Genomic DNA, 13393 nt, shown 5'->3' with positions numbered 1-13393 from the left:
ATCGAGACGGTCCGCGGCTTCGGCTACAAGCTCAGGCGCTGACGTGGCACGGGCTGACGCGGAACGAGCCGACGTAGAACAGGCCGACGCAGAACGGGCTGACGTGGCACAGCACGGCCGCCGCCCGTTCCGGTCCGACCGCAGAGTGCCGGTGCGGTGGAAGATCGCGGCACTGGCGGCGGCCAGCGCGGGTCTGGTCGCCGCCACCGTGGGCGTCATGGTGCACGTCTGGACCCGGTGGGACATCCACTCCCGCGCCGAGGCCGATGCGCTCAACAGCCTCTACTCGGCGGTGGACACCTACCGGCGCGGCGGCGTCCTCGCCGACGGCGTCCAGGTCGACCCGGCCGAGCTGCCCGGCGCGCTGCGCGAACCGCCCGACGGCGACCGGCACACCGCCTACGACCGGCACGTGGACGGGAACGACGGCCCCTCGATGTGGGCGGCCCAGCGGGTCGGCGGTCCCGGCAGCAAGGTACTGGCCTACCGGGTGAACATGGGCCCGCGGATCCACGACCTCCAGCGCCTCGACATGAGCATGACGGTCGCCTCGCTGGCGGCCCTGGCCGTGGTGACACCGCTCGCGGTCTACGGCTCCGGAGTCCTGGGCCGCAGGCTGCACCGCGTGTCGCAGACCGCGGGCCGGATCTCCGCCGGGGACCTGGACGCCCGCACCGGTCCCACCAAGGGGCGCGACGAGATCTCCGACATCGCGGCCGCCGTCGACGCCATGGCGGACGGCCTGGCGCGACAGCTGCACTCCGAGCGGCGGTTCACCGCGGACGTCGCGCACGAGCTGCGGACCCCGGTCGGCGGGCTGCTGGCCGCCGCCGATCTGCTGCCGCCCGGCGAGACCGAGGACCTGCTGCGGGCCCGGATCCGTGATCTGCGCGACCTGGTCGAGGATCTGCTGGAGGTGTCCCGGCTCGACGCGGGCGCCGAACAACCGGTCCGCACTCCCGTGCCCCTCGACGCGGTGGTGCGGGAGGCCGTCGCGCGCACCGGGCTGCCCACCACGGTCGTCACGGCGGCCGAGCCTGTGGTGCGGACCGATCCGCGGCGGCTCGAACGGATCGTCGGCAATCTCGTCGTCAACGCGCACCGGCACGGCCGTGCTCCCGTCGAGGTCACCGTCGCCGAGTACGCCGTCACGGTCCGGGACCAGGGCCCCGGCTTCCCCGCCGACCTGCTGCGGGAGGGGCCGCGCCGCTTCCGCACCGGTGCGCGGGAGCGCGGCGGCGGCCACGGTCTGGGCCTGACCATCGCCCTGGGCCAGGCCCGGGTCCTGGGCGCCGAGCTGCGGCTGGGCGACGCGGAGGGCGGCGGAGCCGTCGCCACGCTGCACCTGCCGCGGAGCACTGCGCCTGCCGCGGAACCGAGCGGGCCTGAGCGGGCCTGAGCGGACCTGAGCAGAACCGAGCGGACCTGAGCGGAACTGATACGTGACGGCGCGGGCGCGGATCAGCCGCTGATACACCGCTCACGGAGCCTTCGAGGTGCACGCCACGCACCGAGAAGGAGTCCTCCATGACCGTCGCCCACGCTCACGGCCCCGTCGCCGCGGCCACCAGCGATCTGCACAAGGTGTACGGCAGCGGTGAGGCGCGTGTCAGTGCCCTCGACGGTGTCGACATCGCTTTCCGGCAGGGCGAGTTCACCGCGATCATGGGCCCGTCCGGCAGCGGCAAGTCGACGCTGATGCACTGCGTGGCGGGCCTGGACTCGTTCACGTCCGGGTCCGTGCGCATCGGGACCACGGAGCTGGCCCGGCTCGACGACCGGCAGCTGACCGAGCTGCGCCGGGACCGCATCGGCTTCGTCTTCCAGGCGTTTCATCTGCTGCCCACGCTGACCGCCCTGGAGAACATCACGCTGCCCCTGACCATCGCCGGGCGCCGCCCGGACCGGCAGTGGCTGGACCATGTGATCGCCATGGTCGGCCTGAGCGGACGGTTGCGCCACCGGCCCGCCGAACTCTCCGGCGGGCAGCAGCAGCGCGTCGCCGTCGCCCGTGCGCTCGCGGCCAGGCCGGCGATCGTCTTCGCCGACGAGCCGACCGGCAACCTCGACTCCCGCACCGGGGCGGAGATCCTCGGATTCCTGCGCGACTCGGTGCGCGAGCTGGGCCGGACCGTGGTCATGGTCACCCACGACCCCGTCGCCGCCGGTTACGCGGACCGTGTCGTCTTCCTCGCCGACGGCCGGATCGTCGACGAGATGGTGCGGCCCGGCGCGGAGCGCGTGCTGGAGCGCATGAAGGACTTCGACCCGCGCGCCACCACCGCCTGACGCGGCACCTCCGCCCGCGCCTCTCCCCGTGAGGCGGCCCGTCCGCCTGCGCCCGTCCGCCTGCGCCCCTCCCTCTGACCGACCTTCCTCAGGATCCGTTTCCCATGTTCCGTACCGCACTGCGCAACGTCCTCGCGCACAAGGCGCGTCTCCTGATGACCGCGCTCGCCGTCGTCCTCGGTGTCGCGTTCGCCGCCGGCAGTCTCGTCTTCAGCCAGACCCGGTCCGGCGCCGCCGCCGAGCGCGCCTCGGCGGGCTACGACCGCATCGCCGTCAACATCGGCGTCGACGCCGTGCCGGACGGCAGCGCGCCGACCGGCCTGGACGAGCGGCTCGCCGCCCGGCTCGCCCGGATCCCCGGCGTCGCGCACGCCGCGAACCGCGTAGACGGCTCGGCCGCCGTGGCCGACCGCGACGGCCGGCTGCTCGGCGCCGGCGACTCCCACCTCGGCAGCAACTACGCCCCGGGCCCGGACGGCACCGACGCCGCCTACCGCTTCACCGCGGGCCGCGGCCCGGCCCACGACGACGAGATCGCCCTCGACACGGCCACCGCGGCACAGGGCGGCTACCGGGTGGGCGACCGCGTGCGCGTCGGCACCGGCCAGTCCGCCGCGACGTACCGGCTCTGCGGCGTCTTCGGCTCCGACGGGCACCGCCTGACCGACGGTGGCACCCTCACCCTGTTCACGACGCGGACCGCCCAGCGCCTCTTCGCCGCGCCCGGACACGTGCAGAGCATCGAGCTGACCGCGAAGAGCGGCACCGCCGCACCGGAACTCGCCGACCGCGTGGGCCCGTTGCTGCCCAAGGGCGCCAGTGCGGTGACCGGCGCCACGCTCGGCCGCATCCAGGCGAACCTCGCCTCCGGCGACGACGACACCATGGGCCAGATCCTGCTGGGCTTCTCGCTGGTGGCGCTGTTCGTGGCCGCCTTCCTGATCTCCAACACGTTCACCATGCTGATCGGGCGCCGCGCCCGCGAACTGGCCCTGCTGCGTCTGCTCGGCGCCTCCGGGCGGCAGGTGCGCCGCATCCTGCTCGCCGAGTCCGCCCTGGTCGGCGCCGTCTCCTCGGCGCTCGGCCTGGCCGTCGGCACCGGCGTCGCCGCCGCACTGAACCAGTTCCTCGGCACGTCCGGCGCCCCGGCGGCCCCGCTCGTCCTGTCGCCCGCCACCCTGCTCGGCACCCTCCTGCTCGGCACCGCGGTCACGGTCGTCGCCGCGTGGCTGCCCGCCCGCCGGGCCATGGCCATCGCCCCCGTCACGGCACTCACCAGCAGCGGCACCCCGGCGCCCGCCACCGCCCGCTCCCGGCGCACCGCCGTCGGCGCCGTGCTCACCGCGCTCGGCATCCTGGTCGTGGTGTACGGGGCGGTGGGCGCGGGACGCGACGCACGCACCGTCATCGGGGTCGGCACCCTGTTCGCCGTGGTCGGCGTGCTCGGCCTGATCCCGCTCCTGGCGCGGCCGTTCGTCGCGCTGCTGCGCCCGCCGCTGCTGCGGCTCAGCCCGGTCCACGGCGTCCTCGCCACCCGCAACACGACCCGCGATCCGCGGCGCACCGGCGCCACGGCCGCCGCACTCACCATCGCGCTGGCGCTGGCCTCCGGACTGTCCGTCCTCGGCGCCTCCGCCGACCGCTATCTGGAGCGGGCCACCACGCACGACTTCACCGCGGACTACCTCGTCGAGCCCGCCGTCGACAGCGCGCGGCTGACCGCCGCCAACACGAAGGCCGCCGCCACGGTGCCCGGCGCCGCGGTCAGCGGGCTCGACCAGTCCACCGGCTACCAACTCGGCGGCCGGTCGGCCGTGTTGACCGGCGTCGATCCCGACACCGTGGGACGGCTGATGCGTTACGACCTCGTCGACGGGACGCTCGACTCCCTCACCCGGGGGCAGATCGCGGTCGCCGACTACAAGGCGGAGGAGGCCGGTTGGCACGTGGGCCAGACGCTGCCCGTACGCCGCGGCGGGACGAGCGGCCGGGTCACCATCGGGGCCGTCTACCGCGCCGACCCGCAGAGCAATCTGCTCCCCAGCATCACGGCGGCGAACTCCCTGGTCGCCCGCTACGACAGGACTCCGCGGACGCACCTCGTCCTGGTCGCCACCGACGGGGGCGCGAGCCCGGCCGCGTACCGTGCGCTCCGCCGCGCACTCGGCGACGACCCGGCCCTGTCCGTCCTCGACCGGCGCGCCGTCCAGGACGAGTACAGCGGCGGCATCGGCGATCAGCTCGACGTCTTCTACGCCCTGCTCACCGTGGCGGCCCTGATCGCCGGGCTCGGCGTCACCAACACGCTCGCCCTGTCGGTCCTGGAGCGGCAGAAGGAGATCGGCGTCCTGCGCGCCGTCGGCCTCGACCGCGGCCAGATCACCCGCATGATCCGCTGGGAGGCCCTCATCGTCGGCGCGTTCGGCGCGGTCCTCGGCACCGTGCTCGGCGTCTTCCTGGGCTGGGCCCTCGGCCGCACGCTGCAGGAATCCGTCGCCGGTTACACGCTCGTGCTGCCCTGGGGGCGGCTGACCTGCGGCATCGCCGTCGCCATGACGGTCGCGCTGCTCGCCTCGCTGTGGCCCGCCCGCAAGGCGGCCCGCGTCGCCGTCACCACCGCGACGGCCGCCGACTGAGCCCGCCGCGCGCGTCCGCCGGGGGCGACGCCTGCCGGGGCGACGACTGCCGCACCGACCGGGAGCAGCGGCGGCGTGGAACTACCGGCGGGGGCCGGGAACGTCCGCGCGGCCCGTCGGGGGCGCGGTGGGCGGCATCGGCGGCGCCTCCGGCGTGCCGAGTCCACCCGGCCGGACGTCAGGGGCGGCGTCAGGAACGGCCGGGGCGGCCAGTCCGCTGCCGGTCGGCTCCGGCAGCGCCCCGGCTCCGGGCGCCCCGGTGTCCCGCGCGGGCCCCTGCTCTGCCGCGTTGCGCAGCAGGACCGCCGCCCCGCCGAGCAGGGCGCCCACGATGAGGGCGGCGGCCCAGCCGGGCAGGCCGAGGGCGATGACGAGGCCGATGGCCAGGGCGGCCGCGGCGCCCGCGTAGAAGGCGGCGGCGCCGGACGCCGCGTAGAGCGTGGCCTTGCGCCGCTGCTTTCTCGTCTGCTCGCGGAGCTCTTCGCGCAGCTCGGCGCGGATCGTCCGCACCAGTTCGTCGGTCAGGCCCCTGTCGAGGCCCGACAGTGCATTCTCTGGACCAGTCATGGCGCCCGGGTACCCGGGCCACCGGCGGCTTAACGGAGAACACCCCGCGTGCGACCACGACCCCACAGAGTGACACGGGACACACCATGACCTGTTGTCCCCTAGGGTAGGCGGCGCGTGATCGTCCGGATTCGCACCCGGGAAGCACCATAGGAAAACACGGAGGTATCCATGTCCTCGAAGCGACGTCGTAAGAAGAAGGCCCGCCGCAAGAACGGCGCGAACCACGGCAGCCGTCCCCAGTCCTGACCGAGGGCGGCACGGCGAACGGAGGGCGGCACCGCACGGTGCCGCCCTCCGACGCGCTTGGGGCGGCCGGGAGTTGGGGGATCTTCTCGCCGGAGGCGGTGGCGGGCGGACGGGCAATCATGAAATCGTTGCGGAGCCGGTGCCGGGTCAGAGAGGCCGGTGGCAGGTCGAAGAGGTGAGGGCGTTCCAATCATGGAGATCCTGGGAACCACGCTGCGGATCTGCGTCGAGGACCTGGAGTCCTCGGTCGCGTTCTACGAACGGCTCGCGGGCGGCAAGGCCATGCGCTTCGAGCGCGGCGGCGTCTCCGTCGCGGCGATCGGCTGCTTCCTGCTGATGAGCGGTCCGGAGCAGGAGATCGAGGTGCTCCGCAAGGTCTCGGCGACCATCGCCGTCAAGGACGTCGACGAGGCGTACATGATCCTGAACGCGTCCGGTGCGCGGGTCATCGCGGGCCCGGTGCCCACCCCCGCGGGCCGCAACCTCATCGCGATGCACCCGGACGGCTCCGTGTTCGAGTACGCGGACCGCCGCGTCAGCACCGACTGACCCGTATCCTCCACGGCGGGACGGGCGTCCCGCCGGGCCGCTGGCCCGGGCCGAGCGGAGGACGGTGCACGTGGCGGGCAGTACGGCGAGTGGCGCGACCGGCGCTTCGGCCGCGGGCGGGTCGGCGGGCGGCGCCGAGCGTACGTCGCTGAGCGCCCAGGCGCGCGAGGCCGTCCGTCGGCGCATCGTCGACCGGCGCTATGCCCTCGGGGCCCGGCTGGTGGAGCGGGAGGTCGCCGAGGAGCTGCGGATGTCCCGCGTCCCCGTCCGCGAGGCCCTGCGCTCGCTGGTCGCCGAGGGACTGCTCGAACTCCTGCCGCACAGCGGCGTGCGGGTGCGCCGCCTGGAGCCCGACGACGTACGGCATCTGTACGAGGTGTGGGAGCCGCTCGCCGTCCAGGCGTCCCGGCTCTCGGCCCGCCGGGTGGCGCGCTGCGCCCCGGAGGAGCCGCCGGGCCTCGCCGCGCTCCGTGCCACGCTCGGCCACGCCGAGCGGGCGTCGGACGCGGACGACGGGGCGAGCGAGGTCGCCGCCCACACCGCGTTCCACGAGGGCATCGTCACCCTGTCCGGCAACCCGCTGCTCGCCCGCACGATGGAGCAGCTGAGCTGGCAGCTGCAGCTCCTGTTCGGCATGCGCGCCGAGCCGGACCACATGCGGGCCCAGCACCGGCTCATCTACCGGCAGATCGCGGCGGGCGACGAGGACACGGCGGCGGCGAGCACGCTGCTCCACGTACGGGACAGCCAGGCGGTCGCGCTGCGGTCGCTCTTCGAGGCGGGCGGCGACTCCGTCTGACCGGCCCGCGTCCCGCCGTCAGGCGGTCGTGGCGACCTTCCACAGGTGGCCGTCCGGGTCGCTGAAGTAGCCGAAGTAGCCGCCCCACTCCGTGGCGGCCGGTTCCTTCACCACGGTGCCACCGGCGGCCCGCGCCGCCTCCACGGTCGCGTCCACCTCGCCCCGGGAGTCGGTGAGGTGGTGGAGCGAGACGCCGCGGAAACCGGTTCCCTCCGCGGGGACGCCCGCGTCGCGCGCGGCGGCCTCCCATTCGTACAGCGCCAGCATCGAGGAACCCGGCCCCATGCTGCACCGGACGAAGCCGGGATAGTCCTGGTCGACCTCGCAGCCCAGGCCGTCGACGTAGAACTTCTTGGCGCGGTTCAGGTCCTCGACGCCGAGCATGACGGCGCTCACCTGCAATGACATGGCGGTCTCCTCGCTGTCCCCGGTGCGGCGGGTCCCAGCCACGCTATAGCGGCCCTGATCGACTCGCCTCTTGAGGTGCGTTGTATACCAGGAGCATCGCACTCCTTTGGGCATTCAGCACTTATCGCACACTTCACCCGGGCCTCTATCGCAGCCTTGCCGCCGCTCGGACACTTGGTATACAAACTGGCGGACGCGTCCCCTCCGCTCCCCCTCCTCTGGAGTCGCCCGATGTGCGTTGAGAACACCCCGCCGCCCCCGTCCCGGCTCACCCGGCGCGGGATCCTCGCCGGTGCGGCGGCGCTCGCGGGCACCACAGCGGCGCTCTCGGCCGCCGTACCACCCGCGGCCGCCGCTCCGTCCGCCACGTACGCGGGCACGGACCGGGACGCCCGACGCGCCGGCGGCTCCCCCGGTACCGGCGGCACCCTGGTCGTCGACGGCGGCACCCTGCTCGACCCCGCGACCGGCGAGGTCACCGAGGACGCGGTGGTCGTCATCGTCGGCGGAGTCGTCCGCGCCGCCGGGGCCCGCGGCCGGACCCGCGTGCCGGAGGGCGCCGAGGTGGTGGACGCGCACGGCAAGTGGATCCTGCCCGGTCTGGTCGAGGCGCACATCCACCTCAACACCGCCGCCGAGGCGCGGGACGCCGTGCTCAAGGGCGCGACCACCGCCCGCAGCGGCTCGACCAACTTCTACCAGGACATCGCCGTACGGGAGTTGGCGCGTCAGGCCCCGCACCTGGCACCCCGGCTCCGCGCCGCCGGCATCTTCGTCACGCCCGACCTCGGCGACACGGTCCTCGCCGACCCCGACCTCACCCCGCTCGCCGGACTGCGCGACGGGGTGCGCTCGCCCGAGGCGCTGCGCCGCGTCGTCGAGGTCAACCTGGCCCGCGGCGCCGACGTCATCAAGACGCGCGTCAACGAACGCGCCGGGCTTCCCGAGCAGGATCCGCTGGCCCAGGTGTACGACCGCGACCAGCTCTCCGCCGTCGTCGCGGCCGCCAAGCGGGGCGGCAAGGGCGTGCTGTGCCACAGCTACAGCGAGAAGGGGTGCCATGACGCCGTGCTGGCGGGCGTGCGCTCGCTGGAGCACGGAGCGTTCGTCGGTGAGCGCACACTGCGCGAGATGCGGCGCAGGGGCACGTACTTCACGCCGACCCTCACCGCCATCGCCGGGCTCGCCGAGTCCTCCGACCCGGTGCTCGCCGAGCGCGGCCGCACCTATCTGCCGGTGCTCGAACGTGCGGTGCTCGCCGCCCACGAGCTGGGCGTGCCGCTCGCGGCCGGTACGGACTCCTCCGGCGGCGCGGTGGACCCCATAGGGCGCGAGGTGGAGCTGATGCGCAAGGCGGGGCTGCCCGCCCTCGACGCGATCCGCACGGCGACCACGGGCGCGGCACGCCTGCTGGGCCTCGAAGACCGGGTGGGCCGCCTGGCGCGCGGCTTCGCGGGCGACGTACTGCTCGTGGACGGCGACCCGCTGGCGGACGTGACGGTCCTCAAGAAGCCCGCACGCGTGGTGCGCTCGGGCTTCGCGCTCTGATTCCGGCTCCCCTTCTCACGTCGCTCTCCCCGAAGGAGTTCCCATGACACCCCTGTCCCGCCGCGGCATGCTCGCCGGTGCCGCCGCCCTGGCCGGCACCGGAGCCGCGCTGTCCGCCGGCACCACGGCCGCGGCCGCCGACGCCGACGCCCGCGAGGCCGGTGACCGCGGCCGCGGAAAGGCCGTCGTCTTCCGCGACGTGCGCCCGCTCGGCGCGCGCAAGGCCGTGGACCTCACGGTGGTCGACGGCCGGATCTCCGACCGGCCCGCCCCCAAGGGCGCCGAGGTCGTCGAGGGCGGCGGCAGGGTCGCGCTGCCCTCCCTCGTGGACGCGCACATCCACCCCGACAAGACGACGTGGGGCGGCTCCTGGGTGACGCGGAAGCCCGCGAGCGGCATCGCCGACTACGTCGCCCAGGACGTGGAGCTGTTCAAGAGCCAGCAGCGGCCGGTCGGCGAGCGTGCGTACGGCCTGATGGCGCACGCCGTGACCCGCGGCACCCGCGCGATGCGGGCCCACGCGGACGTGGCACCGGCCTACGACCTGGCGGGCCTCGAAGGCGTCGCGCACGCCAGGGACCGGCTGCGGCACGCGCTCGACGTGCAGATCGTGGCGTTCCCGCAGCACGGCGTGGTCCGCACGCCCGGCACGGCGGAACTCCTGGAGGAGGCCGCCCGCTCCGGTCTCGTCGACTTCATCGGCGGCATCGACCCGATCAGCTTCGACCATGCGATGGACGAGCAGCTCGACCTGGTCTTCGGCCTCGCGGACCGGCACGGGGTGGGGGTGGACATCCATCTGCACGACCGGGACGAGAAGGGCACGAAGGTCCTGCGGGCCATCATCGACCGCACCCGCGCGCTGTCCCTGCAGGGCAAGGTGACGGTCAGTCACGTCTTCTGCCTGCCGAACCTGTCCGACGGCGATCTGAACACGATGGCGGCCGACCTGGGCGAGCTCGACATCTCCCTGACGACGGTGGCGCCGAACGAGTCGCTGGTCCTGCCGATCGCGAGGCTGAACGAGCACGGGGTGCGCGTCGGGCTCGGCTCGGACGGCGTGCGGGACGCGTGGAGCCCGTTCGGCAACGCGGACATGCTGCACCGCACGCACATTCTCGGCTGGGTCACCGACGTGCGCCTCGACGAGGAGCTGACGGACTGCTACCGCGTGGGTGCCCACGGCGGCGCGGACGTCATGGGCCTGCGCCACGCGGACTTCGCCCCGGGCGCCCCGGCCGACTTCGTCCTCGTACGCGGTGAGGGCATTCCGCAGGCCATCGTGGACATGCCTCAGCGGGACCTGGTGGTACACGGCGGCCGGGTGGTGGCCCGCGACGGCGAACTGGTCTGACGCGAGGGCCACCAGGGCGATGCCGCCGTGCCAGCGTCCTACCCCTCCGCCGGTCGCATCCGGAAGTCGTAGCGCGCCGGTATCGCCTCGCCCGTCGCCGCCGTCCACAGGTCGCCCAGCGTCTCCGCTCCCTCGCGGAGGTCCGACGCCTCGAAGCCGGACTCGAAGACGGCCCGAACCCCGGCCATGTCACCCTCCGAATAGAGGAGTTGGGCTTCGAGGAGGCGGAAGCGGCCCTCGGCGCGGGTGGCTTCGTGCAGGCGGTCCCAGACGGAACGGGCCGCTTCCGTGCGGTGGGCGGCGAGCAGCTCGGTGACGGCCTCCCTGCCGAGTGCCGCGGTGGCGGCGGTCCACGCGGACCCGTCGTCGCGGCGCTCCTGGCACAGGTCGTCGAAGGCCTCCGCGTACCGGTCGGCCGCCCGCTCCGTGTTGCCCTCGGCGTGGTCGGCGACGGCGAGGCAGCGCAGCAACGGCCAGCGGGAGGGCGCCAGTTCGAGCCCGCGCTCCCAGCTGCGGACGGCCTGCGCCCGGTCGCCCGCGTGCCATTGGGCGATGCCCAGGTGGTACTCGGCGAGCGGGCGCGCGGGCGCCGTCTCCAGCATGTCCCGCCAGTGCGGGGCGACCGGCGTCGGTCCGGGCGGCGCGACCTTGCGCGGCTCGGGGACGGCCCCCGTGTGCAGCAGCTCCAGCCACGGTGCCTGGTCGGGCCCGAGCGTCGACTCGGCGAAGGGCGTCCCCGGCAACTTGTACCCGGCGCGCAGGACTTCGAGCGCGCCCCATCCGGATCCGGCGGCGAGCACTTCGCCGGGCTCGGCGTCGGCGCAGGTCAGCCACGCCTCGTAGGCCGTGTCGACCGCCTCGCGGGGCAGTGCGTCGGCGAGGCGTGCCGCGACCTCGCCGCGGGCGTCCGCCCATTCCCCGTGCACGCGCGCCGGGGACGCGGACAGCGGCCCGTACGACTCCAGCCAGCTGAACTCGGTCTCCGCGTCGAGGCGTACGTGTTCCAGCTGGGTGCGCGCGAGGCCCGACTGGATCTCCGCGTAGCCGCCCGTGCCGGGTTCGGTGAGCCACTCCTGCCAGCGCCGGCCACCGGTGCCCGTCCCCCAGAGGAAGAGCTTGCGGCCGCGCGGCAGGTCGGTGGAGGTCTGGACGAGTCCGTGTCCTTCGTCGTCGAGCGCGGCGATCCAGCGCCGCTCACCGTCCGGCACGTCGTAGAAGTAGTCGGCGGGGTACTCGCTGCGCCGCGGGTAGGTCCGGTCGGCGCCCTCGAACTCCGGCACCGGGACCTTGCGCAGCGCGCCCGTGTACGCGAAGTGCCAGGCCTCGTCGGCCGGGGCGAGCACCCTGCGCTCGTCGGGCACCGCGATGTTCGACCACCAGTAGACGGGTGCGGGCTTCTCGTGCGGATTGCGGATCCGGACGCCGACGTGCAGGAAGTCGGAGTCCTCGGGCAGCCACAGGTCCACCTGGAAGGGCAGGTCGCGCAGCCGCTCCCACTCCCACAGGCGCAGCATCTCGCCGCCGTCGGGCGCGCGGACGCGGGCCGCGTGCACGGGGGCGCAGGACAGGGTGGTGTGGCCGGTGGCGCCGATGTTCCACTCGATGCCGCCGGAGAACCAGGCGCCGTTGAGCGCGAAGGCGGCGGGCTGCAGGACCGGGTTGCGGTAGAGCAGTTCGCGTCCGGTCGGCTTGTGCAGGAGGGAGTGGACGCGGCCGCCGTAGCCGGGCAGGACGGTGGCGCGCAGCCGGGCGTTCTCGACGACGATCACGTCGAGCGCCGTCTCGGTGCGCTCGCGTCCGTACGCGTCGAGGACCCGGGTGGGCAGGGGGGAGCGCAGCGGTTCGTACCCGAGCTGCCGCGCCATGTCGCGCGGCAGCCCTTCCTTGGCGCGCTCGTCCAGGGTGTGCACGTTCCGCAGCGGCAGCAGTGGCGGCAGCGGGTTCTCGGGCCCCGGCGCGGCAGCGGGCAGGGTCAGTACGTCGCGTCGCACGGTCGTCTTCACGATCACCATGGAACACGGTCGACGGGGCGTGGGCCAGAGCCCGCCCAGGTCAGGATTGTGCAAAAGCCTCCACGATCACGTCGGTGAGGAGGTCGCCCGCCTTGCCGTCGGGGTCCAGGTCGGGGTCGTAGATGGTGACGTTGAGGCCGACGCAGCGCGGCGAGCGGACGAACGGCCGCAGCAGTTCGAGGAGTTCCTCGGCGAAGAGACCGCCGGGGTCGGGGCTGTCCACGGCAGGCATCACCGACGGGTCGAGGACGTCGGCGTCCAGGTGGACCCAGAAGCCGTCGAGTTCGGGCTCCTCCAGGGTCTGTGCGACGGCGCGGGCGATGTTCTCCGCGCCCCACTTCCGCAGCTCCCCGACGGTGGCGTTGGCGATCTTCAGGGTGGTGAACTCCGCGCGGTCCTCGTCCCCGTCCCTGAGGCCGAAGATGCAGACGTCCTCGTCGCGCACGTAGGGCCGCAGCCCTTCGAGGTCGGTGAGGTCCCGCTGGCCGCGGCCCGTGGCGAGGGCGAGCTCCTCGCCGCCCGCGGCGCCGATCCGGTCGGAGTTGCCCGGGTGCCGGAAGTCGGCGGAGCCGTCGATGGACGCGATGCCGTACCGCCCGATGCGGCGCAGGGCGAGCGCGGCGCCCAGCTGGATCGAGCAGTCGCCGCCGAGCACGACGACGAAGTCCTCGCCGCGCACGTGGTGTTCGATGCGGTCGGCGAGCGTGCGGGTGTAGGAGGCGATGGCGGCCGCGTTGAAGACGCCGTCGCCCTCCTGCCAGTCACCGCGGTCGTACCGGGGTGGCACCACCACGCCGCCCTCGGAGGCACCGAGGCGGCGCAGGATGCCCCGCTCACGCAGTGCGCCGGCCAGCTTGTAGCAGCCGGGCACGGTGCCGGGGGCGGGCGGGCGCAGGCCCAGGTTGGAGGGTGCGTCGACGAGCACGATATTCCGCATGCCGCCCATCCTCCGCGACGTACGCTGGCCCTTTCAACACTGCTG

General features: G+C 74.1%; 12 protein-coding genes. 8 read left to right on the top strand and 4 right to left on the bottom strand.

The window, feature by feature from the left end; translation table 11 throughout:
- Positions 1-103: 103 nt before the first annotated feature.
- The 3 genes from AOK03_RS12545 (at position 104) to AOK03_RS12535 (ending at position 4925) form a co-directional block, all read left to right on the top strand.
- Entirely contained in the window at positions 104-1399 is a 1296-nt protein-coding gene (locus AOK03_RS12545) for a sensor histidine kinase (RefSeq protein ID WP_244177585.1), read from the top strand.
- Positions 1400-1527: 128 nt separating this feature from the next.
- A complete protein-coding gene (locus AOK03_RS12540; protein WP_055565296.1) occupies positions 1528-2289 on the top strand; it encodes an ABC transporter ATP-binding protein in 762 nt (253 codons plus the stop codon).
- 104 nt (positions 2290-2393) lie between these two features.
- Positions 2394-4925: an ABC transporter permease gene (locus AOK03_RS12535; RefSeq protein WP_055565295.1), complete on the top strand. Its 2532-nt coding sequence runs from the start codon at positions 2394-2396 to the stop codon at positions 4923-4925.
- Between the two features lie 81 nt (positions 4926-5006).
- Here AOK03_RS12535 and AOK03_RS12530 read toward each other — a convergent pair whose 3' ends face one another.
- The gene (locus AOK03_RS12530; RefSeq protein WP_055565294.1) at positions 5007-5492 is read right to left on the bottom strand and encodes a phage holin family protein; all 486 of its coding nucleotides are present in this window, start codon (positions 5490-5492) and stop codon (positions 5007-5009) included.
- Positions 5493-5663: 171 nt separating this feature from the next.
- On the opposite strand from AOK03_RS12530, the gene AOK03_RS45170 reads away from it, so the two are divergent.
- The 3 genes from AOK03_RS45170 to AOK03_RS12520 all read left to right on the top strand — a co-directional run bounded on the left by AOK03_RS45170 (position 5664) and on the right by AOK03_RS12520 (position 7089).
- Complete coding sequence (locus AOK03_RS45170) at positions 5664-5741, top strand: 50S ribosomal protein bL37 (RefSeq protein WP_370443954.1); 78 nt, start codon at positions 5664-5666, stop codon at positions 5739-5741.
- Between the two features lie 192 nt (positions 5742-5933).
- Positions 5934-6290, top strand: a complete 357-nt coding sequence (locus AOK03_RS12525; protein WP_055565293.1) for a VOC family protein — start codon at positions 5934-5936, stop codon at positions 6288-6290.
- A 70-nt stretch (positions 6291-6360) separates the two neighbouring features.
- On the top strand, positions 6361-7089 hold the full coding sequence (locus tag AOK03_RS12520) for a GntR family transcriptional regulator (RefSeq protein WP_079074670.1): 729 nt from the start codon (positions 6361-6363) through the stop codon (positions 7087-7089).
- Positions 7090-7107: 18 nt separating this feature from the next.
- On the opposite strand, the gene AOK03_RS12515 is transcribed toward AOK03_RS12520, so the two are convergent.
- Positions 7108-7497, bottom strand: a complete 390-nt coding sequence (locus AOK03_RS12515) for a VOC family protein (RefSeq protein ID WP_055565292.1) — start codon at positions 7495-7497, stop codon at positions 7108-7110.
- A 231-nt stretch (positions 7498-7728) separates the two neighbouring features.
- Here AOK03_RS12515 and AOK03_RS12510 point away from each other — a divergent pair, with 231 nt between their 5' ends.
- Entirely contained in the window at positions 7729-9045 is a 1317-nt protein-coding gene (locus AOK03_RS12510; protein WP_055565291.1) for an amidohydrolase family protein, read from the top strand.
- A 43-nt stretch (positions 9046-9088) separates the two neighbouring features.
- The gene (locus AOK03_RS12505) at positions 9089-10399 is read left to right on the top strand and encodes an amidohydrolase (protein WP_055565290.1); all 1311 of its coding nucleotides are present in this window, start codon (positions 9089-9091) and stop codon (positions 10397-10399) included.
- A 38-nt stretch (positions 10400-10437) separates the two neighbouring features.
- Here the strand turns inward: AOK03_RS12505 and AOK03_RS12500 are convergent, their stop codons facing one another.
- Both AOK03_RS12500 and AOK03_RS12495 read right to left on the bottom strand, forming a co-directional pair.
- On the bottom strand, positions 10438-12411 hold the full coding sequence (locus AOK03_RS12500; protein WP_208609534.1) for a DUF5107 domain-containing protein: 1974 nt from the start codon (positions 12409-12411) through the stop codon (positions 10438-10440).
- Between the two features lie 40 nt (positions 12412-12451).
- Positions 12452-13348, bottom strand: a complete 897-nt coding sequence (locus AOK03_RS12495) for an arginase family protein (RefSeq protein ID WP_055565289.1) — start codon at positions 13346-13348, stop codon at positions 12452-12454.
- Positions 13349-13393: the final 45 nt, after the last annotated feature.

It is taken from the genome of Streptomyces atriruber (assembly GCF_001418325.1).
GTDB lineage: Bacteria > Actinomycetota > Actinomycetes > Streptomycetales > Streptomycetaceae > Streptomyces > Streptomyces atriruber.
The sequence above is the reverse complement of the archived record's forward strand: the minus strand, read 5'-3'. Positions and strand labels throughout refer to the sequence as shown.

Bases quoted from the DNA above. Each gene is read 5' to 3' on its own strand.
- AOK03_RS12540 (WP_055565296.1), top strand. From the start codon at position 1,528: ATGACCGTCGCCCACGCTCACGGCCCCGTCGCCGCGGCCACCAGCGAT.
- AOK03_RS12535 (WP_055565295.1), top strand. From the start codon at position 2,394: ATGTTCCGTACCGCACTGCGCAACGTCCTCGCGCACAAGGCGCGTCTC.
- AOK03_RS12530 (WP_055565294.1), bottom strand. From the start codon at position 5,492: ATGACTGGTCCAGAGAATGCACTGTCGGGCCTCGACAGGGGCCTGACC.
- AOK03_RS45170 (WP_370443954.1), top strand. From the start codon at position 5,664: ATGTCCTCGAAGCGACGTCGTAAGAAGAAGGCCCGCCGCAAGAACGGC.
- AOK03_RS12525 (WP_055565293.1), top strand. From the start codon at position 5,934: ATGGAGATCCTGGGAACCACGCTGCGGATCTGCGTCGAGGACCTGGAG.
- AOK03_RS12515 (WP_055565292.1), bottom strand. From the start codon at position 7,497: ATGTCATTGCAGGTGAGCGCCGTCATGCTCGGCGTCGAGGACCTGAAC.
- AOK03_RS12510 (WP_055565291.1), top strand. From the start codon at position 7,729: ATGTGCGTTGAGAACACCCCGCCGCCCCCGTCCCGGCTCACCCGGCGC.
- AOK03_RS12505 (WP_055565290.1), top strand. From the start codon at position 9,089: ATGACACCCCTGTCCCGCCGCGGCATGCTCGCCGGTGCCGCCGCCCTG.
- AOK03_RS12500 (WP_208609534.1), bottom strand. From the start codon at position 12,411: ATGGTGATCGTGAAGACGACCGTGCGACGCGACGTACTGACCCTGCCC.
- AOK03_RS12495 (WP_055565289.1), bottom strand. From the start codon at position 13,348: ATGCGGAATATCGTGCTCGTCGACGCACCCTCCAACCTGGGCCTGCGC.